Source organism: Streptomyces sp. NPDC018947 (assembly GCF_044390505.1).
In the GTDB taxonomy this organism is placed as follows: domain Bacteria; phylum Actinomycetota; class Actinomycetes; order Streptomycetales; family Streptomycetaceae; genus Streptomyces.
Window position 1 is genome coordinate 92,182 of record NZ_JBIRZD010000007.1, and the last position, 20,264, is coordinate 112,445.

The 20,264-nt window shown below is 73.9% G+C and carries 21 protein-coding genes; 8 read left to right on the forward strand and 13 right to left on the reverse strand.

Going from position 1 to position 20,264, the window contains the following annotated elements:
• Positions 1 to 53: 53 nt before the first annotated feature.
• Together ACH499_RS15425 and sigE are read right to left on the reverse strand one after the other, a co-directional pair.
• On the reverse strand, positions 54 to 1,031 hold the full coding sequence (locus tag ACH499_RS15425; RefSeq protein WP_399016137.1) for a zf-HC2 domain-containing protein: 978 nt from the start codon (positions 1,029 to 1,031) through the stop codon (positions 54 to 56).
• On the reverse strand, positions 1,028 to 1,699 hold the full coding sequence (sigE, locus tag ACH499_RS15430; protein ID WP_356199670.1) for an RNA polymerase sigma factor SigE: 672 nt from the start codon (positions 1,697 to 1,699) through the stop codon (positions 1,028 to 1,030). The genes ACH499_RS15425 and sigE overlap by 4 nt, the downstream gene beginning before the upstream one ends.
• Positions 1,700 to 1,986: 287 nt before the next feature.
• On the opposite strand from sigE, the gene ACH499_RS15435 reads away from it, so the two are divergent.
• Positions 1,987 to 2,685, forward strand: coding sequence for an O-methyltransferase (locus ACH499_RS15435; RefSeq protein ID WP_356199905.1), 699 nt, complete (start codon positions 1,987 to 1,989; stop codon positions 2,683 to 2,685).
• A gap of 98 nt (positions 2,686 to 2,783) precedes the next feature.
• On the opposite strand, the gene ACH499_RS15440 is transcribed toward ACH499_RS15435, so the two are convergent.
• Entirely contained in the window at positions 2,784 to 2,951 is a 168-nt protein-coding gene (locus tag ACH499_RS15440) for a DUF3117 domain-containing protein (RefSeq protein WP_003966491.1), read from the reverse strand.
• A 348-nt stretch (positions 2,952 to 3,299) separates the two neighbouring features.
• On the opposite strand from ACH499_RS15440, the gene ACH499_RS15445 reads away from it, so the two are divergent.
• The gene (locus tag ACH499_RS15445; protein ID WP_356199672.1) at positions 3,300 to 4,103 is read left to right on the forward strand and encodes an enoyl-CoA hydratase-related protein; all 804 of its coding nucleotides are present in this window, start codon (positions 3,300 to 3,302) and stop codon (positions 4,101 to 4,103) included.
• A gap of 90 nt (positions 4,104 to 4,193) precedes the next feature.
• Here the strand turns inward: ACH499_RS15445 and ACH499_RS15450 are convergent, their stop codons facing one another.
• Together ACH499_RS15450 and ACH499_RS15455 are read right to left on the reverse strand one after the other, a co-directional pair.
• Positions 4,194 to 4,778 (reverse strand): DNA-3-methyladenine glycosylase I, encoded by a 585-nt coding sequence (locus ACH499_RS15450; RefSeq protein WP_356199674.1) that lies wholly within the window; start codon positions 4,776 to 4,778, stop codon positions 4,194 to 4,196.
• Complete coding sequence (locus ACH499_RS15455) at positions 4,775 to 5,128, reverse strand: DivIVA domain-containing protein (protein WP_356199906.1); 354 nt, start codon at positions 5,126 to 5,128, stop codon at positions 4,775 to 4,777. The genes ACH499_RS15450 and ACH499_RS15455 overlap by 4 nt, the downstream gene beginning before the upstream one ends.
• A gap of 234 nt (positions 5,129 to 5,362) precedes the next feature.
• Between ACH499_RS15455 and folP the strand changes: the two genes are divergently transcribed.
• The gene (folP, locus tag ACH499_RS15460; RefSeq protein WP_356199908.1) at positions 5,363 to 6,223 is read left to right on the forward strand and encodes a dihydropteroate synthase; all 861 of its coding nucleotides are present in this window, start codon (positions 5,363 to 5,365) and stop codon (positions 6,221 to 6,223) included.
• Between the two features lie 42 nt (positions 6,224 to 6,265).
• Here the strand turns inward: folP and ACH499_RS15465 are convergent, their stop codons facing one another.
• Positions 6,266 to 7,024 (reverse strand): TIGR00730 family Rossman fold protein, encoded by a 759-nt coding sequence (locus ACH499_RS15465; RefSeq protein WP_356199676.1) that lies wholly within the window; start codon positions 7,022 to 7,024, stop codon positions 6,266 to 6,268.
• A 109-nt stretch (positions 7,025 to 7,133) separates the two neighbouring features.
• The gene (dapE, locus tag ACH499_RS15470) at positions 7,134 to 8,213 is read right to left on the reverse strand and encodes a succinyl-diaminopimelate desuccinylase (protein WP_356199678.1); all 1,080 of its coding nucleotides are present in this window, start codon (positions 8,211 to 8,213) and stop codon (positions 7,134 to 7,136) included.
• 93 nt (positions 8,214 to 8,306) lie between these two features.
• Between dapE and ACH499_RS15475 the strand changes: the two genes are divergently transcribed.
• Positions 8,307 to 9,278, forward strand: coding sequence for a heavy metal transporter (locus tag ACH499_RS15475; protein ID WP_356199680.1), 972 nt, complete (start codon positions 8,307 to 8,309; stop codon positions 9,276 to 9,278).
• A 305-nt stretch (positions 9,279 to 9,583) separates the two neighbouring features.
• Positions 9,584 to 9,931 carry an ATP-binding protein gene (locus ACH499_RS15480; protein ID WP_399016142.1) on the forward strand — a complete coding sequence of 116 codons (348 nt, stop codon included), beginning with the start codon at positions 9,584 to 9,586 and terminating at the stop codon, positions 9,929 to 9,931.
• Positions 9,932 to 10,065: 134 nt separating this feature from the next.
• Here the strand turns inward: ACH499_RS15480 and ACH499_RS15485 are convergent, their stop codons facing one another.
• Entirely contained in the window at positions 10,066 to 11,160 is a 1,095-nt protein-coding gene (locus ACH499_RS15485) for a bifunctional succinyldiaminopimelate transaminase/glutamate-prephenate aminotransferase (protein ID WP_356199683.1), read from the reverse strand.
• Between the two features lie 114 nt (positions 11,161 to 11,274).
• On the reverse strand, positions 11,275 to 11,595 hold the full coding sequence (gene fdxA / locus ACH499_RS15490; protein ID WP_077966227.1) for a ferredoxin: 321 nt from the start codon (positions 11,593 to 11,595) through the stop codon (positions 11,275 to 11,277).
• Between the two features lie 140 nt (positions 11,596 to 11,735).
• On the opposite strand from fdxA, the gene ACH499_RS15495 reads away from it, so the two are divergent.
• The gene (locus ACH499_RS15495) at positions 11,736 to 12,749 is read left to right on the forward strand and encodes a GNAT family N-acetyltransferase (protein WP_356199685.1); all 1,014 of its coding nucleotides are present in this window, start codon (positions 11,736 to 11,738) and stop codon (positions 12,747 to 12,749) included.
• Between the two features lie 149 nt (positions 12,750 to 12,898).
• The gene (locus ACH499_RS15500; protein ID WP_399016147.1) at positions 12,899 to 13,753 is read left to right on the forward strand and encodes a tetratricopeptide repeat protein; all 855 of its coding nucleotides are present in this window, start codon (positions 12,899 to 12,901) and stop codon (positions 13,751 to 13,753) included.
• 81 nt (positions 13,754 to 13,834) lie between these two features.
• Here the strand turns inward: ACH499_RS15500 and ACH499_RS15505 are convergent, their stop codons facing one another.
• From ACH499_RS15505 to ACH499_RS15520, 4 genes are all read right to left on the reverse strand, one after another.
• A complete protein-coding gene (locus ACH499_RS15505; RefSeq protein WP_399016149.1) occupies positions 13,835 to 16,048 on the reverse strand; it encodes a hypothetical protein in 2,214 nt (737 codons plus the stop codon).
• A gap of 156 nt (positions 16,049 to 16,204) precedes the next feature.
• Complete coding sequence (locus ACH499_RS15510) at positions 16,205 to 16,624, reverse strand: DUF6113 family protein (protein ID WP_356199690.1); 420 nt, start codon at positions 16,622 to 16,624, stop codon at positions 16,205 to 16,207.
• A complete protein-coding gene (gene mshB, locus ACH499_RS15515; protein ID WP_399016153.1) occupies positions 16,621 to 17,493 on the reverse strand; it encodes an N-acetyl-1-D-myo-inositol-2-amino-2-deoxy-alpha-D-glucopyranoside deacetylase in 873 nt (290 codons plus the stop codon). The genes ACH499_RS15510 and mshB overlap by 4 nt, the downstream gene beginning before the upstream one ends.
• A 164-nt stretch (positions 17,494 to 17,657) precedes the next feature.
• The gene (locus ACH499_RS15520) at positions 17,658 to 17,852 is read right to left on the reverse strand and encodes a hypothetical protein (RefSeq protein ID WP_356199694.1); all 195 of its coding nucleotides are present in this window, start codon (positions 17,850 to 17,852) and stop codon (positions 17,658 to 17,660) included.
• Between the two features lie 203 nt (positions 17,853 to 18,055).
• Between ACH499_RS15520 and ACH499_RS15525 the strand changes: the two genes are divergently transcribed.
• Entirely contained in the window at positions 18,056 to 20,170 is a 2,115-nt protein-coding gene (locus ACH499_RS15525) for a prolyl oligopeptidase family serine peptidase (protein ID WP_399016156.1), read from the forward strand.
• Positions 20,171 to 20,264 lie beyond the last annotated feature (94 nt).

Below are 20,264 nucleotides of genomic sequence, written 5' to 3' on the forward strand. Positions count from 1 at the left end.
TCTCGTGCCACCCCGGATTCAATCAGGTCCGCGGACCTGCGCGCAGACTCCCGTCAGGGGGCCTGCAGAGGGGACGCGGCGGGCGATGCCGAGACCTGCGGGGAGGCGGCCGGGTCGGGAACGACCGGTGCCACGAGCAGGCCGGGCGTCCCCGCGCCGAGCGGGGTCGGCCAGTCGGCCAGGGTGAGCGGCGGAACCGCGTCCAGCGGGCGTATCAACGGGGAGACGGCGACCGCCCCGGCCGTGACGGGGGCGGTCAGCGCCTTGGTGCGCTGCTCCCGGTGCGCGTCGGCCGAGGGGGCCGGCAGCCCGGGCAGCAGCGGCGCGGAGGCCCCGGACGAGGCCACGGGGGTCTCGCCGAGCGTCCGCTGGCCCCGGACCTGCCCCAGCAGCGGGGCGACCGAACGGCGGCGCTGGGCGTCGGGGGTGGCCGCCCCCGCGCTCTGGGTGCGCAGCGGCGTCACATTGCTGCCGGAGCCGGAGCCACGGGCCTCCGTGGTGGTGTCGGGGGTGCCGAGGGTGACACCGCCGAGCGCGATCGCGGCGAGCGAGACCGCCCCGGCGGCGGCGAAGGCGAACCGCATCCCGCGCGAGGCCGACCGCTCGGACTCGTGCCGGCTCACGTCGTGGATCCGGAAGCCCCGGTCCTGCGACGAGGGCAGCAGGGAGGAGTGCGGCCGCGCCGGGACGTACCCGAACTCGAACTTCCCCGGCATTCCGGGCATCCCGTCGGAGAAATCACCGCCGCCCAGCGGCGAGCCGCGGCGGCCGTCCGCGTCGCCGCCGCCGGGAAGGCCCTGGAGGCGGGCGAGGAAGCTCTCGGACGGGGCCGGCGGGGCCGCCTCGGCGAACACGCTCTTCAGCCGGCGCTGCGCGTCGACCTCCGCCTTGCACTTCGGACAGGTCGCCACATGTGCCAACACGCGCTCGCGCGCGTCATGACCGAGCTCTCCGTCCACCAGGGCGGAGAGTCGGTCTCCCAGGTGCTGCTCCGCGAGGTGCCCCTCGGGTTTCGGCCATGACCCACTCACGCGCTCGTGCCCCCTCCTCCCAGTGCGGGAACGCGGGCCACGAAGGAGCGGCGCTCCGCGCGGGCCTGGGGCGAACGGTGCGCGAGGGCCTTGCGGAGCTGGGAGCGGCCACGGTGGATACGGGAGCGGACGGTGCCGAGCTTCACGCCGAGGGTCGCGGCGATCTCCTCGTACGACAGTCCCTCGATGTCGCACAGGACGACCGCGGCGCGGAACTCGGGCGCGAGGGTGTCCAGCGCCTGCTGGACGTCCGCGTCGAAGTGGGCGTCGTGGAAGACCTGCTGCGGCGTGGGCTCCTTGCTGGGCAGCCGCTCGGCCGCGTCCTCGCCGAGCGCGTCGAAGCGGATCCGCTGCTTGCGGCGCACCATGTCCAGGAAGAGGTTGGTGGTGATGCGGTGCAGCCAGCCCTCGAAAGTGCCCGGGGTGTACGTCGACAGGGACCGGAAGACACGGACGAAGACCTCCTGGGTGAGGTCCTCGGCGTCGTGCTGGTTGCCGGTGAGGCGGTAGGCGAGACGGTAGACCCGGCCGCTGTGCGTGCTGACGATCTCCTCCCAGGTGGGCGGAGTCCACGCCTGCCCGTCCGCGTCGCTGGTGAAGGTCGCGGTCTGGGTGTGTCCTGCGGAAGGACCGGTGGCGTGGCTGTGGTCAGCAGCGGTGTCGTTCACGGATTTCGGCCTGCCCGCCGATCCGAGGAAGCGCCGCAGCACTCCTCCCCGGTCAACAGGTGCGGCCGCACCTCCCCTGTCGGCTCTGGTGGTGTCGAGTGGAGCCCCTACCATAGCCACCTCGCCCGTTAGCTCCGGATAAGCGGTTTTACGAGAATTTGATCTGAGCTGGTACCGCTCGTACGGCTGCGTCAGCACTTGCTCGGTGCTCGTCTGCATCCGCTGCCCCCCGCCGCAGTCCCGGCCGCTCGGTCGTTCGTTCCGCACCCCTTCAAACGACCGGTCCCATCTGCGGGTTCCCGAGGCCAACGGATACAGTCACGCCGAGGCAACCACGGGGACAGGAGAGGGTCATTACCGGCAACCGCCAGACGAGCTGGGCGTTCGCCGACGCCTATGTCGCCGAGGACGACGCGCTGCGCTGGGCCCGCGACCGGGCCTGCGAGGTGGGCCTGCGCTCGGTGACGCCCGGCACGGGCTCGGCGCTCGGGTTGCTCGCCGCCGCCGTGGACGCCAAGGCGGTCGCGGAGATCGGCACCGGCTGCGGCGTGTCGGGGATCCACCTCCTCCAGGGCATGCGGCCGGACGGGGTGCTGACCACCGTCGATCCGGAGCCGGAGCACCAGCAGTTCGCCCGCCAGGCCTTCCGGGCCGCGGGTTTCGCCAGCAACCGGGCCCGTTTCATCCCGGGCCGCGCGCTGGACGTCCTGCCCCGCCTCGCGGACTCGGGCTACGACCTCGTCTTCTGCGACGGCGACCGGCTGGAGTACCTGGACTACCTCGCCGAATCGTTGCGTCTGCTGCGGCCGGGCGGGCTCGTCGCCTTCGAGGGCGTCTTCGGCACCGGCCGCACGGTCGACTCCGGCCCGCAGCCCACCGAGGTGCTGCGGCTGCGGGAGGTGCTGCGCGCGGTGCGGGAGAGTCAGGAACTGGTGCCGTCACTGCTGCCGGTCGGCGACGGTCTGCTGTGCGCGGTGAAGCGGTAGCCGCACCGCCCGAGGGGTGCCCGGCGCACCCGGGAGAACAGTCGCCCCGGCACCGTGTACGGTACCGGGGCGACTGAACGGGTATGGTCGCTTGCGCGTCAGCCGACGACCTTCTTGAGGGCGTCGCCGAGCGCGTCGGCCTCGTCGGGGGTCAGCTCGACGACGAGTCGACCGCCGCCTTCGAGCGGAACGCGCATGACGATGCCCCGCCCCTCCTTGGTCACCTCGAGCGGGCCATCGCCCGTCCGCGGCTTCATGGCCGCCATGCTCGTTCCCCTTCCTGATACCAGCTCACCGTCACCGCCGACGGCCCGTGAAGGGCACACGCAGTCCGGCACAGGACGCGCGACACCGGCATCGAACACATTGCTTCCCAGCCATTATCCCGCATCCCAGGACCCGATGACCAACATCAGCAGGCATCGCTTGGGCAACGCGCGCGAGCAAAACCACTCAATTCGGCGATGTGACTGCGATACTGCGCGCCCCGCACCACTCCCGGCGAACACCGGGGGACCGCGATTCTTTGACGCAGGTCACACCCGCGGAAGGATCCGTACCCGGTGATCTCCGTCATGCTGGTGCGGACACAAGCCGACTCGGAGGGGATACCCATGGCCGACACCGTGCTCTACGAGGTGAGCGACGGACTCGCGACGATCACGCTGAACCGCCCCGAGGCGATGAACGCACTGAACGTCGAGACCAAGGTCGCGCTCCGGGACGCGGTGCGGTCCGCCGGCGCGGACGGCGCCGTACGGGCGGTGCTGCTGACGGCGGCCGGGGAGCGGGCGTTCTGCGTCGGCCAGGACCTCAAGGAGCACATCGGGCTGCTGGCCTCCGACCGGGAGACCGGCGAGGGCAGGACCATGAGCACGGTCCGCGAGCACTACAACCCGATCGTGCGGGCGCTGGTCGAGGCGCCCAAGCCCGTGGTCGCCGCCGTGAACGGCGTGGCGGCCGGCGCCGGATTCGGTTTCGCGCTCGCCGCGGACTACCGGATCGTCGCGGAGACGGCGGCGTTCAACACCTCGTTCGCGGGTGTCGCGCTGACCGCCGACTCCGGCGTCTCCTGGACGCTGCCCCGCGTCGTCGGCCCCGGACGTGCCTGCGACCTGCTGCTCTTCCCCCGCAGCATCGACGCCCAGGAGGCGTACGCGCTCGGCATCGCCAACCGGGTCGTCCCGGCCGCCGAACTGCGCGCCGAGGCCGAGCGGACGGCGCGGAAGCTGGCCGAGGGGCCCACGGTGGCCTACGCGGCGCTGAAGGAGTCGATGGCGTACGGGCTGTCGCACTCGCTCTCCGAGACGCTGGAGAAGGAGGACGAGCTGCAGACCCGGGCGGGGGCGTCGGAGGACCACGGGATCGCGGTGCGGGCGTTCGTCGACAAGGAGAAGCCGAAGTACCTGGGGCGCTGAGCCCGGGGCGGGCGGGCCGCGCCGCGCACCGCCCGCACGGGGTCGTCCGCCGAGCCCGTCCGCTCAGCCCGCGCAGGCCCGTCCGCCCGCTCAGGCGCGCCGGGCCACGCAGGTCGCCAGGTGGTCGTCGACCAGTCCGCACGCCTGCATCAGCGCGTACGCCGTCGTCGGGCCCACGAAGCGCAGGCCCCGCTTCTTGAGGGTCTTGGACAGGGCCGTGGATTCCGGGGTGACGGCCGGGACGTCGGCGAGGGTCTTCGGGACCGGCCGGCCGGCCGGGTCCGGGGCGTGGGACCAGATCAGCTCGTCCAGCTCGCCGGGGCTCCACCCGGCCAGCACCCGCGCGTTGGCGAGGGTCGCGTCGATCTTGGCGCGGTTGCGGATGATGCCCGCGTCGGCGAGCAGCCGTTCGCGGTCCTCGTCGGTGAACCGCGCCACCTCGGCGATCTGGAAGTCGGCGAAGGCGGCCCGGAAACCGGTGCGGCGGCGCAGGATCGTCAGCCAGGACAGACCGGACTGGAAGGCCTCGAGGCTGAGCCTCTCGAAGAGGGCGTCGTCGCCGTGGACCGGGCGGCCCCACTCCTCGTCGTGGTAGGTCACGTAGTCCGCGGTGGACAGGGCCCAGGGACAGCGCGCCGCGCCGTCCGGGCCGGTGACGGCCTCGCCCGCGCTCATCGCTGCTCCTCCTGGTCCGGCTTCTCCATGGAGACGTGGTGGGCGGCGGCCCGGGCGCCGGCCAGCGCGGACTCCAGGTCGGCGATGCGGGCGTCGCGCTCGGACAGCTCGGCGCCGAGGCGGCCGAGGGCGTCGTCGACGTCCGCCATGCGGTAGCCGCGCACGACGAGGGGGAAGCGGAGCCGCTCCACGTCGGCGCGGGCCACGGGGCGGTCCGGTGGCAGCGTGTCCCGCAGCCGCTCGGGGGCGGCCTCCGGCAGCGGTCCGCTGTCGCCGCCGCTCACCACGGCGAGCGTCACCGCGGCGACCACGACGGCGAGCGCGACGACGAGGAAGAGGAACATGACCATCGCTGGGCCCCCACGGTCGGATCGAGCACCGCGATCGCACGGGTTCGTCGGCTGATCGCGTCGGCTGGTTGGATCGGAGTCGGTTGTGTCGGGTCCGATCGTGCCATGCGAGTCTGACAGTCGGGGTCGCAGGCGGCCGAAGGACGCCGACGGCCGCCGGACAGCCGGGCAGCGGGACGTGGAAAGCCGGAGCGGGACGTGAGGGACGGTATGGGCGAGGAGAGGTCACAGGGGATGCTCAGGCTGGGCAGGCGCGAGTTCGCGCCGCACGAGCCGGTGATCATGGCGATCGTGAACCGGACCCCGGACTCCTTCTACGACCAGGGCGCCACCTTCCGCGACGAGCCCGCGCTCGCCCGCGTGGAGCAGGCCGTGGCCGAGGGGGCCGCGATCGTCGACATCGGCGGGGTGAAGGCCGGGCCCGGGGAGGAGGTGTCGGCCGAGGAGGAGGCGCGGCGCACCGTCGGGTTCGTCGCGGAGGTGCGGCGGCGGTTCCCGGACGTCGTGATCAGCGTGGACACCTGGCGGCACGAGGTCGGGGAGGCCGTGTGCGAGGCCGGGGCGGATCTGCTGAACGACGCGTGGGGCGGCGTCGACCCACAGCTCGCGCAGGTCGCCGCCCGGCACGGGGCGGGGCTGGTGTGCACGCACGCGGGCGGTGCCGAACCGCGGACGCGGCCGCACCGGGTGACGTACGACGACGTCATGGCGGACATCCTCGACGTGACGGTGGGGCTGGCCGAGCGGGCGGTGGCGCTGGGGGTGCCGCGGGAGTCGGTGCTGATCGACCCCGGGCACGACTTCGGGAAGAACACGCGGCACAGCCTGGAGGCGACGCGGCGGCTCGGGGAGATGGTGGAGACGGGGTGGCCGGTGCTGGTCTCCCTGTCCAACAAGGACTTCGTCGGCGAGACGCTGGACCGCCCCGTGAAGGAACGGCTGCTGGGGACGCTGGCGACGACGGCCGTGTCGGCGTGGCTCGGGGCGCGGGTGTACCGGGTGCACGAGGTGGCGGAGACACGGCAGGTGCTGGACATGGTGGCCACGATCGCGGGGCACCGGGAGCCCGCGGTGGCCCGGCGGGGACTGGCGTAGGGGGCCGGGGGCGGCCGCCCGCCCCCTTCGCCCCCGCCGCCGCTAGCGGCCCGCCTCCTTGGAGACCAGGGCGACGGCCTCGTCGACGTCGTCGGTGACGTGGAACAGGAGCAGGTCCTTCTCCGCGGCCTTGCCCTGGGCCACCAGGGTGTCGCGGAGCCAGTTCACGAGGCCGCCCCAGTAGTCGGTGCCGAAGAGGACGATGGGGAAGCGGGTGACCTTCTGGGTCTGCACCAGGGTGAGCGCCTCGAAGAGTTCGTCGAGGGTGCCGAGGCCGCCGGGCAGCACCACGAAGCCCTGGGCGTACTTCACGAACATCATCTTGCGGACGAAGAAGTAACGGAAGTTCAGGCCGATGTCCACGTAGGGGTTCAGACCCTGCTCGAAGGGCAGCTCGATGCCGAGGCCGACCGAGACGCCCTTCGCCTCCAGCGCGCCCCTGTTGGCCGCCTCCATCGCTCCCGGCCCACCGCCGGTGATGACGGCGAAGCCCGCCTCCACCAGGCCGCGGCCCAGCCGGACGCCCGCCTCGTACTCCGGCGAGTCGGCCCCGGTGCGGGCGGAGCCGAAGACGCTGATCGCGGGCGGCAGTTCGGCGAGCGTGCCGAAGCCCTCGATGAACTCCGACTGGATCCGCAGCACCCGCCACGGGTCGGTGTGGACCCAGTCCGTGGGAGCGCGCTCGTCCAGCAGGCGCTGGTCCGTGGTGCTCCTCTGAACCTGGCCGCGCCGCCGGAGGACCGGGCCCAGGCGCTGCTCCTCCGGCGGCCTCTTCTTCCCCTCGGGGTTGCCGGTAGCCATGTGCGCTCCCTCCGTTGTGCGGGTGGTTCCACCTCAGCGTAGATCTACGCGGGTTACGTGCGGGGGACCTCAGCATGTCCGGCACGCAGCGCGGTAAACCAGGACCTGATCATGCCGTCAGCCAGGACCGGAGCCGTTCCTCGCCCGCGAGGATCTTCGCCGTCTCCACCCGTTCGTCCCGCTTGTGGGCCAAGTGCGGGTTGCCCGGGCCGTAGTTGACCGCCGGCACGCCGAGCGCCGAGAACCGCGACACGTCCGTCCAGCCGTACTTGGGCTGCGGGGTGCCGCCCACCGCCTCGATGAAGGCCGCCGCGGCGGGGTGGGACAGCCCGGGCAGGGCCGCGCCGCTGTGGTCGTCGACCACGAACTCCGCCACGCCGCAGTCCGCGAAGACCTCCCGGACGTGCGCCAGGGCCTCCTCCGGCGAGCGGTCCGGCGCGTAGCGGAAGTTGACGGTGACGACGCACTCGTCGGGGATGACGTTGCCCGCGACGCCGCCCGTGATGCCGACCGCGTTCAGGCCCTCGCGGTACTCCAGGCCGTCGATCACGGGGTAGCGCGGCTCGTACTCCGCGAGGCGCGCGAGGATCGGGGCGGCGGCGTGGACGGCGTTGGAACCCATCCAGCTCCGCGCGGAGTGGGCCCGCTCCCCCGCCGTCTTCAGCAGCACCCGCAGCGTGCCCTGGCAGCCGCCCTCCACCTGGCCGTCCGACGGTTCCAGGAGCACCGCGAAGTCGCCCTCCAGCCACTCGGGGTGCGCGTCGGCGACGTGCCCGAGGCCGTTGAGGTCGGCGGCGACCTCCTCGTTGTCGTAGAAGACGAACGTCAGGTCGCGGTTGGGGGCCGGGACGGTCGCGGCGATGCGGAGCTGCACCGCGACGCCCGCCTTCATGTCGCAGGTGCCGCAGCCCCACAGCACGCCGTCCTCGTCCAGCCGGGAGGGGACGTTGCCGGCGATCGGCACGGTGTCGATGTGGCCGGCGAGGATCACGCGCTCCGCCCGGCCCAGGCCGGTGCGGGCCACGACGTTGTTGCCGTACCGGTCGACCGTGAGGTGCGGCAGGGCGCGCAGCGCGTTCTCGATCGCGTCCGCCAGGGGCTTCTCGGAGCCGCTCTCGGAGGGGAAGTCGACGAGCCGCGCGGTCAGCTCCGCGGCGTCCAGCGTGAGGTCAAGCGGGGTATCGGCCATGCCGTCGACCCTACCCGCCGGTCCCTGCGGGGTGTTTCGTCACTTCGTCCCCACGCGGCACCACGAGGCCCTACTCTCCAGTACCTTGTACGCGTGCTTGAGCCGTCCCCAACCCGCAGCCCAAGGAGCCGCCTTCTCCGTTTCGGGGCGGCCTTCGTCGTCCTGCTCGCGGTCGCCGGTTATGTCGCGGTCCAGTACGTCACCGGGGGCGCCGGCGCGCCGGGCTGCCGGGTCGTGTCGGGCGACGACGACGGGGCGACCTACGAGTTCACGCCGGAGCAGGCGGTCAACGCGGCGACGATCACCGCCGTGGGCACCGCGCGCAACCTGCCCGAACGGGCGGTGACGATCGCCCTGGCGACCGCGCTGCAGGAGTCCGCGCTGCGCAACATCGACTACGGCGACCGCGACTCGCTCGGTCTGTTCCAGCAGCGCCCCTCGCAGGGCTGGGGCAGCACCGAGGAGATCATGGACCCGGCGTACTCGGCGGGCGAGTTCTACGACCACCTGGTCGAGGTGCCGGGCTACACGCGGCTGCCGCTGACCGTCGCCGCGCAGCGCGTGCAGCGCAGCGGCTTCCCGCAGGCGTACGCCAAGCACGAGCCGGACGCCACGCTGCTGGCCGCCGCGCTGACCGGCCGGTCCGGGGCGACCCTGACCTGCGACGGCCGCCCCGGAGCGACCCGGGCCAAGGGGCCGGACGCGGTGCGCGCGGCGCTGGTGCGGGACTTCGGGCGGGACGTCCTCCAGCCGCTCGGCGCCGAGGTGGGCGCCTCGGCGGATTCCTCCCCGGCCCCGTCCGCGAGCGCCTCGGGCGGCTCCGGCGGGCGGACCGTGACGCTGCCCGTCGGCGAGGGCACGGGCGAGGACGCGGAGCGGCGCGGCTGGCAGCTCGCGCACTGGGCCGTGGCCAACGCGTCGTCGCTGCACATCGAGCGGGTCGTCTACGCCGGCCGGCAGTGGACCGCCGGGAACACGGACAGCAAGTGGTACCCGGTGGGCGGCGGCAGCTCCCACGGGGCGGAGCGGGCGCCCGGGCCGGTCCGGATCACGTCCGCGCGGTAGTACGAGCCGTCACTCGACGGAGGGATCCGTTCCGGCGGGGGCGAGGGGGCGCGGGTGTCCGCCACGCCCCCGCCGCATGCGCCTCGGGCCCCGGAAACACGGGGCTGCCCGGGTTCCGGAGGCTTTCCTGCCGCGTCCTTTTGCCCGCTTTTCCGCGCACCCGATAATGCGACGCATTGCCAACCCTTTACGTCGCGGCGCCGCAACCTTCGTCGCCCTCGCGCGGTAGTCACTGCGTCCGCGCCCGGTGGTCTTCGCCGGACGCGGCCGGAATCCTCATCGTTGACTTCCGTCGAAGGAGCATCATGTCCCTCCCCCTGACCCGCCGGATCGCCCGTGCCGCGCTGCTCGTCGCTGCGGGAGCGGCCGCCGGGGTCGGTGCGGCCGGCGCCGCGAGTGCCGCTCCCGAGCTGCCGGCCGCCCCGAACCTCGGCGGGCTGACCGCGCTGGACGGGGCGAACGTCGGCGGCACCGTCGACGGCGCCGCCCGGGACGTCACCGGCGGCAAGGCCGTCGGGAAGGCGGTGCCCGCGGCGGGCAGCGCCGGGGACCTCGTGGGTGACACGGCGTCCAGCGCGGCCAAGGGCGAGCTGCCGACGGACGCGCTGGGCAAGGGGCGTGCGCTGTCGGCGCAGGGGCTGCCGATCGGCTGAGGCCGGCTGCCTTGGGCCGTACGGCGCCGGGGTCCGGGGGCGCTGCCCCGGGCCCCGGCGTTTCGCTTGCCCGCGGGGGGCGGCGGCCGCGTCCGGCGTCGGACCGCGTCCGCCCTCCCCCGGCCGCCCGGCCGTCAGGCGAGGCGGGTCGCCGCCTCGCGGACCCGTTCGTCCGTGGCGGTGAAGGCCACGCGGACGAAGTTCTCGCCGGCGGGGCCGTAGAAGTCGCCGGGGGCGACCAGGATGCCGCGGCCGGCCAGGTGGGCGACCGTGTCCCAGCAGGACTCGTCACGGGTGGCCCACAGGTAGAGGCTGGCCTCGCTGTGCTCGATGCGGAAGCCGTGGCCGAGCAGCGCCTCGCGCAGGATCTCGCGGCGGGCCGCGTAGCGCTCGCGCTGGACACGCACGTGCTCGTCGTCGCCGAGGGCCGCCACGACGGCCGCCTGCGTCGGCGCGGAGGTCATCATGCCGCCGTGCTTGCGGATCTCCAGCAGCGGGCCGAGCACCGCCGGGTCACCGGCCAGGAAGGCCGCGCGGTAGCCCGCGAGGTTGGAGCGCTTGGAGAGGGAGTGGACGGCGACCAGGCCGTCGTAGGAGCCGCCGTTGACGTCCGGGTGCAGGACGGAGACCGGGTCGGCCTCCCAGCCCAGTTCCAGGTAGCACTCGTCGGAGACGACGAGGACGCCGTGCTCGCGGGCCCACGCGACGATCCGGGTCAGCTCGGCCCGCGACAGGACCTTGCCGGTCGGGTTGGACGGCGAGTTGAGCCACAGCAGCTTCAGGCCCGCCGGGTCCAGCTCGGTCGGGTCGTCGTAGGCCTCGTAGGCGGCCCGGGCGAGCCGGGCGCCGACCTCGTACGTCGGGTAGGCCAGGCGCGGGAAGGCGACGCGGTCGCCGGGGCCCAGGCCGAGCTGGGTCGGGAGCCAGGCGACGAGCTCCTTGGAGCCGACGATCGGCAGGACGTGGCGGTGGGTGACGTCGCGGGCGCCGAGGCGGCGCTCGACCCAGCCGGTGATCGCGTCGCGCAGTGCCGGGGTGCCCCACACCGTCGGGTAGCCCGGGGAGTCCGCCGCGTCGATCAGGGCCTTCTGGATCAGCTCGGGGACCGGGTCGACCGGGGTGCCGACGGAAAGGTCGACGATGCCGCCCGGGTGCGCCGCGGCCGTCTTCTTGTACGGCTCCAGCTTGTCCCAGGGAAAGGTGGGCAGGCGGTCGGAGACTGCGGACACGTTACTCGCTCACTTTCGTCGTGGCCGCCCGGAACGGCAAACGCCTCGGCCCCGTACGGCGACCGGGTTCGATCGGGCCGTACGGGACCGAGGCGGCGCTCGTGCGGGCCGCCGTTACTGGTTCTGCGGCGGCAGCGCGGCGACGAAGGGGTGGTCGCGCTCGATCAGACCCAGCTTGCTGGCGCCGCCGGGCGAGCCGAGCTCGTCGAAGAACTCGACGTTCGCCTTGTAGTAGTCCTTCCACTCATCCGGAGTGTCGTCCTCGTAGAAGATCGCCTCGACCGGGCAGACCGGCTCACAGGCACCACAGTCGACGCATTCGTCCGGGTGGATGTACAAGGACCGCTGGCCCTCGTAGATGCAGTCGACCGGGCACTCCTCGATGCACGCCTTGTCCTTCACGTCGACACAAGGCTGCGCGATGACGTAGGTCACGCTGTCGTTCCTCCTCGATTGGGCGCTGGCGGGCCTCCTCAGGCTCCGCCGCCTGGCGCGCGGGAGCGCGGCGTCGTCGATGCCCGCCCCTAGTATCTCCGTTCTTGGGCATGATCCGAACAGGAGGGGTGTACCGACCCGTGGAAATCTCCGCAGCAGGCCGTCTCGAGGTCCGTATCACCGCTGCTGACGTGGGCAAACGAGTCTCCGTACGGCGCTTGATCGAACCTGGTGTCACGGGTGGGGGGTTCACCGACACGGTCGGTGTTCTCACATCATGGGACAACGGTGTGGTGCTGATCACACGGAAGGACGGCGAGTCGGTCCGGATCCCGGAATCCGCGCTCGTCGCCGGCAAGGTCGTCCCGTCCGCCCCGGCGCGTCGCCGCGGTCCCGCCGCGTCGTACGAGGAGCTGGCGAGGGTCGCCTCGCGGGCCTGGCGGCCGGTGGAGAGCGAACGGCTCGGCGACTGGGAGCTGCGGGCCGCCGCCGGCTTCACGCGGCGTGCCAACTCCGTGCTCCCGCTCGGTGATCCCGGACTCCCCCTCGACGGCGCGCTGACGGCCGTACGCCGCTGGTACGGGGCGCGCGGGCTGCCCGCGTACGTCCAGACCGCCACCGGGGCCGAGGGCACGCAGGAGCTGCTGTGCGCGGAGCTGGAGCGGCGGGGCTGGGTGCGGGAGGTGACGGCCGAGGTGTGGACCGGCGCGCTGGCGCCGGTCGCCGACCGGGCCGGGGGGACCGGCGTGGCGCTGTCCCGGCGGGCCGACGAGGCGTGGCTGGCGCGGTACCAGCGCAAGGGGGTGAGCGACGTGGCGCTGCGGGTGCTGCACAGCGGGCCGTCGGTGTGGTTCGCGACGGTGCCCGGTGAGGACGCCCCGGCGGCGATCGGGCGGTGCGTCGTGGACGGGCGGTGGGCGTCCTTCGCGGCCGTCGAGGTCGATCCGGCGCGGCGGCGCCGGGGGCTCGCCACGGCCGTCATGGCCGCGCTGGCCGGGCGGGCGCTGGAGGAGGGCGCCTCGGCGGCGTGGCTCCAGGTCGAGGAGGACAACGCGGGCGCGCGGACGCTGTACGCGGGGATGGGATTCGCGGCGCACCACGCCTACCACCACTACCGCGCGCCGGAGGAGCCCGGCGGGGCGGAGCGGGACTGAGACCCGGTTCTCCGCGTCCGCCGCTCCTGTTCCACGACTCCCGCGTGAACCGCCCGGGTCCCGCCCCTCCAGTTCCGCCACTCCAGTTCCGCCACTCCTGTTCCGCCAGTCGCCGTTCGACGACCGCCGTGAGAGGGCACGAGCCTGCTATGCGCCACCTCCCCCATCCGCCGCCGCCCGAACGCTCCGCCGAGGTCCGGCGCAGGTTCGCCGAGGAGGCGCGGTCCGAGCGGCCCGATCTGTCGACGCTGTGCCTCCTGGTGGGCGCCGAGGCGGACGGCGGTCTGGACGAGGCGGGCCTGGACGCCGCGCAGATGGAGCTCGACCGGCTGGCCGGAGAGCTGCCGTTCCGCCCCGGTACGCCGGACGCCTGGGCGAGGGCGCTGCGGGACCTGCTCGGCGAGCGGTACGGCTTCCGGGGGACCGCGGCGGACTACCGGCGCCTGGAGTCCTCGCTGCTGCACGAGGTGCTGCGGCGCCGGCGCGGGCTGCCGATCCTGCTGTCGGTGGTGTGGCTGGAGGTGGCCCGGCGGGCGGGAGCCCCGGTGTACGGGGTCGGGCTGCCGGGGCATTTCGTGGTCGGGTTCGGGCCGGAGGAGGACCGGGTGCTCGCCGATCCGTTCGACGGGGGACGCGTGCTCACCGGGAACGACGCGGACGTGCTGGTCGCCGGCGCGACCGGGGCGCCGCCGCACCCGTCGATGCTGGAGCCCGCCGAGCCGCTGGACGTGGTGAAGCGGATCCTGAACAACGTCCGGGCCTGGGCGGCGGCCCGGCCGGAGCGGTCCGACGTGGCGCTGTGGGCGATCGACCTGGCGCTGCTGCTGCCGTCCCACGCCGCGCGGCTGCGGTACGAGCGGGCGCAGTTGCTGGTCCAGCGCGGGGAGTTCACGGCGGGCGCGGCGGAGCTGGACGCGTACGCCGACGTGGTCGGCGCGGTGGACGAGGCGGCGGCCGAGCGGGTGCGCTTCGAGGCGCGGGCCGCGCGGGCGCTGCTCAACTGAACGCCGTACGGGCAGGGCCCGGGTACGACGGCGAGGGGCGCCCGGCGCGGCCGGGTGCCCCTCGTCCGTGCGGGCCGCCTGTCAGCTCGGGTCGGTCTCGATGATCCCGGCGCGGTCGCTCCTGCTCATCAGCGCCGGGCGCAGGGCGGAGATCACGTCCTGGACGGTGACCGGGGTCTTCTGGCCGGTGCCGCGGGTGATGAGCACGCCGTCGAAGGTGTCGCCGTACAGCTCCTGGAGGGCGGCCTGGTCGTAGTACTCGACCAGCTTGCCGTTCTGCGGCTTGACGCCGAGGAACTTCCACAGCGACTTGCCGGGGCTGAACGCGATCCGGTGGTCCGGGTCGGTCTCGACGGTCACCAAACCGGACATGGCGGGCTCGGCGAACTCCTTCAGCATCCGGTTGACCTCCGCGTCGGAGACCGTCGGCTGCCGGGTGGTCGTCGGCACGCCGACCGGGGTTGTGGCGCCGGTCTCCACCTGCTTGCGGTACGCCTGCTCCACCGCCTCGGTCGACTTGGCGACGTCGATGGCCTTGCCGGGCTTGCCGTACACCGGTACGGCCTTGCCCGACTTGAACGTGATCGTGCCCTCGGTGACCGAGCCGGCGCCGCCGGCCACGTCCTTGAGGGCGGCGTGCAGTTTCTCCTCGTCGACGGGCATCACCGGCTCGACCACGCGGTGGTTGCCGAAGAGCGAGCCGATCACGGAGACCGGGTTGTAGTCGCTCTGCGCCGCCGCGCTGGCCGTGGCCTGGGTGTCGAACTGGAGCCCCGCCTGGTCCGGCTTCAGGGAGACCGTGTCGCCGTCCACCGTGAGCTTGAGCGGCTTGCCCGCCCGGGCGCCGAGGGCGGCGTCCAGCTTCTCCACGGCGTCGTCGCGGGTGCCGCCGCCGATGTCGACGCCGAGCACGGTGGTGCCCTTGGGCACGTCGGAGTGGTTCATGAGCAGGCCGGCGCCGTAGGCACCGCCGGCCACGACGATCAGGCCGCCGACGAGCAGCGGGAGCTTCCTGCGCCCCTTCTTCTTGGCCGGCCCGGCGGACGCGGCCGGGGGCGCGGGGGCCGGTGCGGGCGCCTTCGCGGGCGTGTGGGGGCGCGGTCCGTCCAAGGGCGCGCCGGGGAAGGGGGTGCCCCGGTCGCCGGGCGCGACGGGGCTGCCGCTGGTGACGGTGTTCCCGGAGACGTTGTCCGGGTTGGCGTAGAGGGGGCCGCCCGGCGGCTGCTGGGCCGGCCGCTGCGGGGTGAGGATCGCGGTGTCGTCGCTCAGCCCGCCGCCGGGGCCGGGCCGCGCGGTGTCGGGACCGGAGCCCAGGTGGCCGCCGGGCCTCGCGGCGGTGCCCGGTCCGGCGAGCGAGGGCGGCACCGACGGTCCGTCTCCGGTGACCGGGCCGGTCGTCGGGCCCGCGGGCGACTTCGGGCCGCCGAACGGGGCCTGCGGTCCGCGCGGGCCGTCCTGTCCGGCGGCGGTGCCGGGGCCGTCGTCGGTGAAGAGGGGGAGGTCGTTGCGGGTGCGCTCGGTGTCGTCGGCGCCGGGGCGGGTGCCGTTGCCGCCCAGCGGTCCCGCCGCCAATGCCTCGGTCACGTCGAAGGAACCGGTGCCGCCGCCGTGTCCGGGCGCCACGGGTCCGCCGGTCGCGCCGGGAAGGCCCGCGCCGTTGCCCGTGCCGCCGCGGCCCGCGCCGCCCGGCACGTTCATGGAACCGACGACGCCACCGGGGCGGCCACTCCCGCCGCCCGGTCGCGTACCGGAACCGGAGGGCGCGGAGCCCGCGACCGTACCCGGGGAACCGCCGTCGGACACGCCCGGAGGACCGGACGGTGCCGCGGAACCGCCGGACAGACCGGCGCCGTTGGTGGAGCCGCCGCCCTGACCGCCCTTGGGCGGCCCGGACTTGCGCGGCGCGAACCAGTCGCTGGTCTGCTTCTCCTCGGCGGACTGCGCGAGCTCGGTGGGCCCCGCGGGCTCGGCGGGAGCCTCGACGCCGCCCATGGCCGCGGTGGCGTCCGGATCGGGGTGCCCGGCCGCCCCGGCGTCGGCGGCGTCGCTCTCGGCGTCCGCGACGGGCTTGCGCATGACGACCGGCGGAATGGGCCGTGACCCGGGGATGTTGATCCGGATACGGGTCGTCAGCGTCGTCTCGGTCTTGCGCTCCTCCGGCCGCGCGGCCGAACGGCCCGCGTCCGCACCGGCGCCCGGAGCCACGGGGGTCCCGTAGGGCGGGGTGCCCGACGGGTACGCGGCTCCGCCGCGCCCGTTGGGCCCGGAGGACGGACTGTCAGTTTCACGACTCAAGGCAGGTTCTCCCGGTTGGCTCCGCCGCCCGGCACACCAGAAAGCGGGCGGCTCGGCGGCGCGCACCACCATACTGGCCACTTCCCGCGCGTATCCCACGACCGCCGGGGAAACCCACACGCGACTCGCACGCCCGCGCCACGGCGAAGTGGTACGTCACTTCCCAAGTCGGACGCCGCCGCCGTCCGGTTGCCGCACCGGGGCAAGGGTGGCGCACATCACAGCGACGGCGATGCCGCCGAGCAGGAAGAGATACGAGCCGCTGCCCGCGGCGAAGACGAAGTCGCCCTCCGGGCGGCTGGTGGTGAGCAGCACCACGGCGACGGCCCAGCCGGCGGCCGGCGCCACGGCCGCGCCGCGGCGGCCCACCGCCCGCCCGGCACCGAGGCACAGCCCGGCCTCGGCGGCCAGCGCGAGCAGCAGCCCGCCAGGGAACCAGGCCGGCTGGACGAGCGCTCCGGCGACGCCGGTCACCGCGCCGAGGAGGAGGAGCCCGAGGTAGAGGGCGGCCCGGCCGGCGGAGGGCGGGCGCAGCGGCTGGGCGAGCGCGGAGGTGTGGCCGGTGCGGTCGCTCACGACGCCTCCTCGACGCCCGCGAAGAGGTCGCTCTCACGCCCGGCGCCGTCGCCGGCCCGCTCGCCGCGCACCAGTTCGTAGTACTCGGTGGTGAACAGGGGCTGCGCCAGTTCGTTGGAGAGCGCGAAGTACGGCTCGGCCACCTCGATCTGGGTGGCGTGGGCGCGCATCGCGGCGGCCTTGGCGGCGGCGTACGCGGTGCCCTCGGCCCGGATCTCGGTGGTGATCCGCTCGTCTTCCACGACGCCCGGCACGTCGTCGACAGCGGCCGCCTTCGCGAAGGGGAGGCGGGGCAGCTCGTCACGGAGGCGGGCGAAGGCGGCCTCGGCCACGGCGCGCGGCACGCGGTTCCAGTAGACCCGGTCGACCGGGCAGCCCGCCTCGTCCGCGAGCTCGACGGCGCGCATCGCGATGCGGTGGGCCTGGATGTGGTCGGGGTGGCCGTAGCCGCCGTCGGGGTCGTAGGTGACGAGGACCTGGGGGCGTACCTCGCGGATCACCTCGACGAGGAGGGCGGCGGCCTCGTCGACGTCCGCCTGCCACAGGCAGCCGGGGTCGTCGTTGTCGGGCAGGCCCATCATCCCGGAGTCGGCGTACCGGCCCGGCCCGCCGAGCAGGCGGAAGTCGTCCACGCCGAGCGCGCGCATGGCCTCGGCCAGCTCGCCCCTGCGGTGTCCGCCCAGGGCGGCTCCGGTCAGGTGCGCGAGCGCGGGCGGGATGACCTCTCCGCGCTCGCCGAGGGTGCAGGTCACCAGCGTCACGTGGGCGCCCTCGGCCGCGTAGCGTGCCATGGTGGCGCCATTGTTGATCGACTCGTCGTCCGGGTGCGCGTGCACCAGCATCAGACGCCGGGCGGGCAGTTCCTTCATGCCCCCACCCTAAGAGGCCGGGGCCCGGTCCTCGCAGCGCCTCTCCCGTGCGCGGGCGCCGCACCCGCGGGCGGCCGCCGGAGCCACCCGGGGTGCCGGAGAGGCGCCGGGGCGCCCCGACCGGGTGGCTGCTCGGCGGGAGCCGCTGGACGGCGCGGCCCGCGTCAGAAGTTGATGCTCCCGATCATCCCCGCGATGTTCGTCGTCAGCTCACTGATCGTGGGCGCGACGGTCGAAGAGGCCAGGTAGAAGCCGAGCAGCATGCAGACGATCGCATGCCCGGCCTTCAGTCCTGACTTCTTGACCAGCAGGAAGACGATGATCGCCAGCAGCACCACCGCCGAAATCGAGAGTGCCACGGCGGCTCACCTCCAAAGAACCCAGGGACAGGGGGTCGGACGCGGTCGGACTTTCGCAACGCTTCGGAACACTGGAACAGATAAATCCACGCAGCAGGCACCCAGTTGATACCCACTATGCGCTAGTGATCATAACTATCCGTACGCGCGCATCGATCGGCGCACGGCCGCACAAGGGGGCGCATGGCCAATATGGTCGGGGCATGACGACCGAGACCGACTCCTTCCCCAAACGGCACGCCCGCACCCAGCGGTTCACGCTCGGCGCGCCGCGTTCGTTCACCGTGGCACCCGACGGTTCACGGGTCGCCTTCCTGCGCTCCGGCTCCGGTACGGACCGGGCCAACTCGCTGTGGGTGCTCGACGTCGCGGACGGAGGGGAGCGCGTCGCCGCCGACCCGCGCGCCCTCCTGGGCGGGGCCGAGGAGAGCCTGTCGCCCGAGGAGCGGGCCCGGCGGGAGCGCAGCCGCGAGGGCAGCGCCGGCATCGTCGGCTACGCCACCGACGCGGCCGTCGAGCTGGCCTCCTTCGCCCTGTCGGGGCGCCTCTTCGCGGCGGAGCTGCGGGCCGGGACGGCACGTGAACTCCCCGTCCCCGGGCCGGTGATCGACCCGCGCCCCTCCCCCGACGGACGGCACATCGCCTACGTCGCCCGGGGCGCCCTGCGCGTGGTGGGCGCCGAGGGCGACGGGGACAGGGCGCTGGCCGAGCCGGACGCCGAGGGTGTCTCGTACGGGCTCGCCGAGTTCATCGCCGCCGAGGAGATGGGCCGGGCGCGGGGTTTCTGGTGGGGTCCCGAGTCCGACCGGCTGCTGGTCGCGCGGGTGGACGACACGCCGGTCAGGCGCTGGTGGATCTCCGACCCCGCCCACCCCGGGCGTGACCCACACCACGTGCCGTACCCGGCGGCGGGCACCGCCAACGCGGACGTGCGGCTGTTCGCGATCGGGCTGGACGGGGGCCGCACCGAGGTCCTGTGGGACCGGGAGCGGTACCCCTATCTGGCGCGAGTGCACTGGTCAGCGGCGGGTGCGCCCCTGCTCCTCGTGCAGGCGCGCGATCAGCGCAGCCAGTTGTTCCTGGCGGTGGACACCGAGTCCGGCTCGACCCGGATGGTGCACGCGGATGAAGATCCAGTTTGGCTTGAACTCTTCCCCGGCGTGCCCTGCTGGAGCCCCTCCGGACAGCTCGTGCGGATCGCCGACGAGGGCGGCGCGCGGGTGCTGGCGGTCGGTGAACGCCCTTTGACGGGCGACCAGTTGCACCTGCGCGCGGTGCTGGACGTCTCGGAGGACGACGTCCTGGTCTCCGCGTCGGCGGGCGAGGGCGCGGCGGACCCGGAGACCGGCGAGGTCCATGTGTACCGGGTGAACGAGCTCGGTGTGGAGCGCGTGTCGCAGGAGCCCGGCGTGCACTCGGCGGTCCGCGCCGGGGGCGTGACCGTCCTCGTCTCCGCGGCGCTCGACCGGCCCGGGTCCCAGGCGCGGGTGCTGCGGGACGGGAAGCCGGTGGCGACCGTCGCGTCGCATGCGGAACATCCGGGTCTGTCCCCGCGCGTGACCCTCACACAGGGGGGCGCACGCCGTGTCCCGTGCGCCGTGCTTATGCCAACGGACTACCACGGTGACACCCCCCTCCCGGTGCTCCTGGACCCCTACGGTGGTCCGCACGGCCAGCGCGTGGTGGCCGCCCACAACGCGCACCTCACCTCGCAGTGGTTCGCCGACCAGGGTTTCGCGGTGGTCGTCGCCGACGGGCGGGGCACTCCCGGGCGCTCCCCCGCCTGGGAGAAGGCCATCAAGGACGACGTGGCCGCGGTCGTCCTCCAGGACCAGGTCGACGCGCTCCAGGCGCTCGCCGAGGACTTCCCGCTGGACCTGGGCCGGGTGGCGATCCGCGGCTGGTCCTTCGGCGGCTATCTGGCCGCGCTGGCGGCGCTGCGCCGCCCGGACGTCTTCCATGCCGCGATCGTCGGCGCGCCGGTCACCGACCTGCGGCTCTACGACACGCACTACCAGGAGCGGTACGTCGGTCACCCCGACGAGCAGCCGGACGTCTACCGCCGCAACTCGGTGATCGACGACGCGGGCCTGGTGGACGCCGCCGAGCCGCACCGCCCCATGATGATCATTCACGGGCTGGCGGACGACAACGTGGTGGTCGCCCACTCCCTGCGCCTGTCCTCGGCCCTGCTGGCGGCCGGCCGCCCGCACGAGGTGCTCCCGCTGTCCGGCGTCACGCACATGACGCCGCAGGAGTCGGTCGCCGAGAACCTGCTGCTGCTCCAGGTGGACTTCCTGAAGCGGTCGCTGGCCTGACCTCGCCCAAGGCACCGACCGCCTTAACACACGGGCAACTCCGGCGAAGCGCGGGCGACATGCGGCCCGGCCACACTGATCGGTGTACGGCCGT

Bases quoted from the DNA above. Each gene is read 5' to 3' on its own strand.
- ACH499_RS15500 (WP_399016147.1), top strand. From the start codon at position 12,899: ATGCGCCACCTCCCCCATCCGCCGCCGCCCGAACGCTCCGCCGAGGTC.
- ACH499_RS15445 (WP_356199672.1), top strand. From the start codon at position 3,300: ATGGCCGACACCGTGCTCTACGAGGTGAGCGACGGACTCGCGACGATC.
- ACH499_RS15440 (WP_003966491.1), bottom strand. From the start codon at position 2,951: ATGGCGGCCATGAAGCCGCGGACGGGCGATGGCCCGCTCGAGGTGACC.
- ACH499_RS15480 (WP_399016142.1), top strand. From the start codon at position 9,584: ATGTCCCTCCCCCTGACCCGCCGGATCGCCCGTGCCGCGCTGCTCGTC.
- ACH499_RS15450 (WP_356199674.1), bottom strand. From the start codon at position 4,778: ATGAGCGCGGGCGAGGCCGTCACCGGCCCGGACGGCGCGGCGCGCTGT.
- dapE (WP_356199678.1), bottom strand. From the start codon at position 8,213: ATGGCCGATACCCCGCTTGACCTCACGCTGGACGCCGCGGAGCTGACC.
- folP (WP_356199908.1), top strand. From the start codon at position 5,363: ATGCTCAGGCTGGGCAGGCGCGAGTTCGCGCCGCACGAGCCGGTGATC.
- ACH499_RS15525 (WP_399016156.1), top strand. From the start codon at position 18,056: ATGACGACCGAGACCGACTCCTTCCCCAAACGGCACGCCCGCACCCAG.
- ACH499_RS15455 (WP_356199906.1), bottom strand. From the start codon at position 5,128: ATGGTCATGTTCCTCTTCCTCGTCGTCGCGCTCGCCGTCGTGGTCGCC.
- ACH499_RS15465 (WP_356199676.1), bottom strand. From the start codon at position 7,024: ATGGCTACCGGCAACCCCGAGGGGAAGAAGAGGCCGCCGGAGGAGCAG.
- mshB (WP_399016153.1), bottom strand. From the start codon at position 17,493: ATGAAGGAACTGCCCGCCCGGCGTCTGATGCTGGTGCACGCGCACCCG.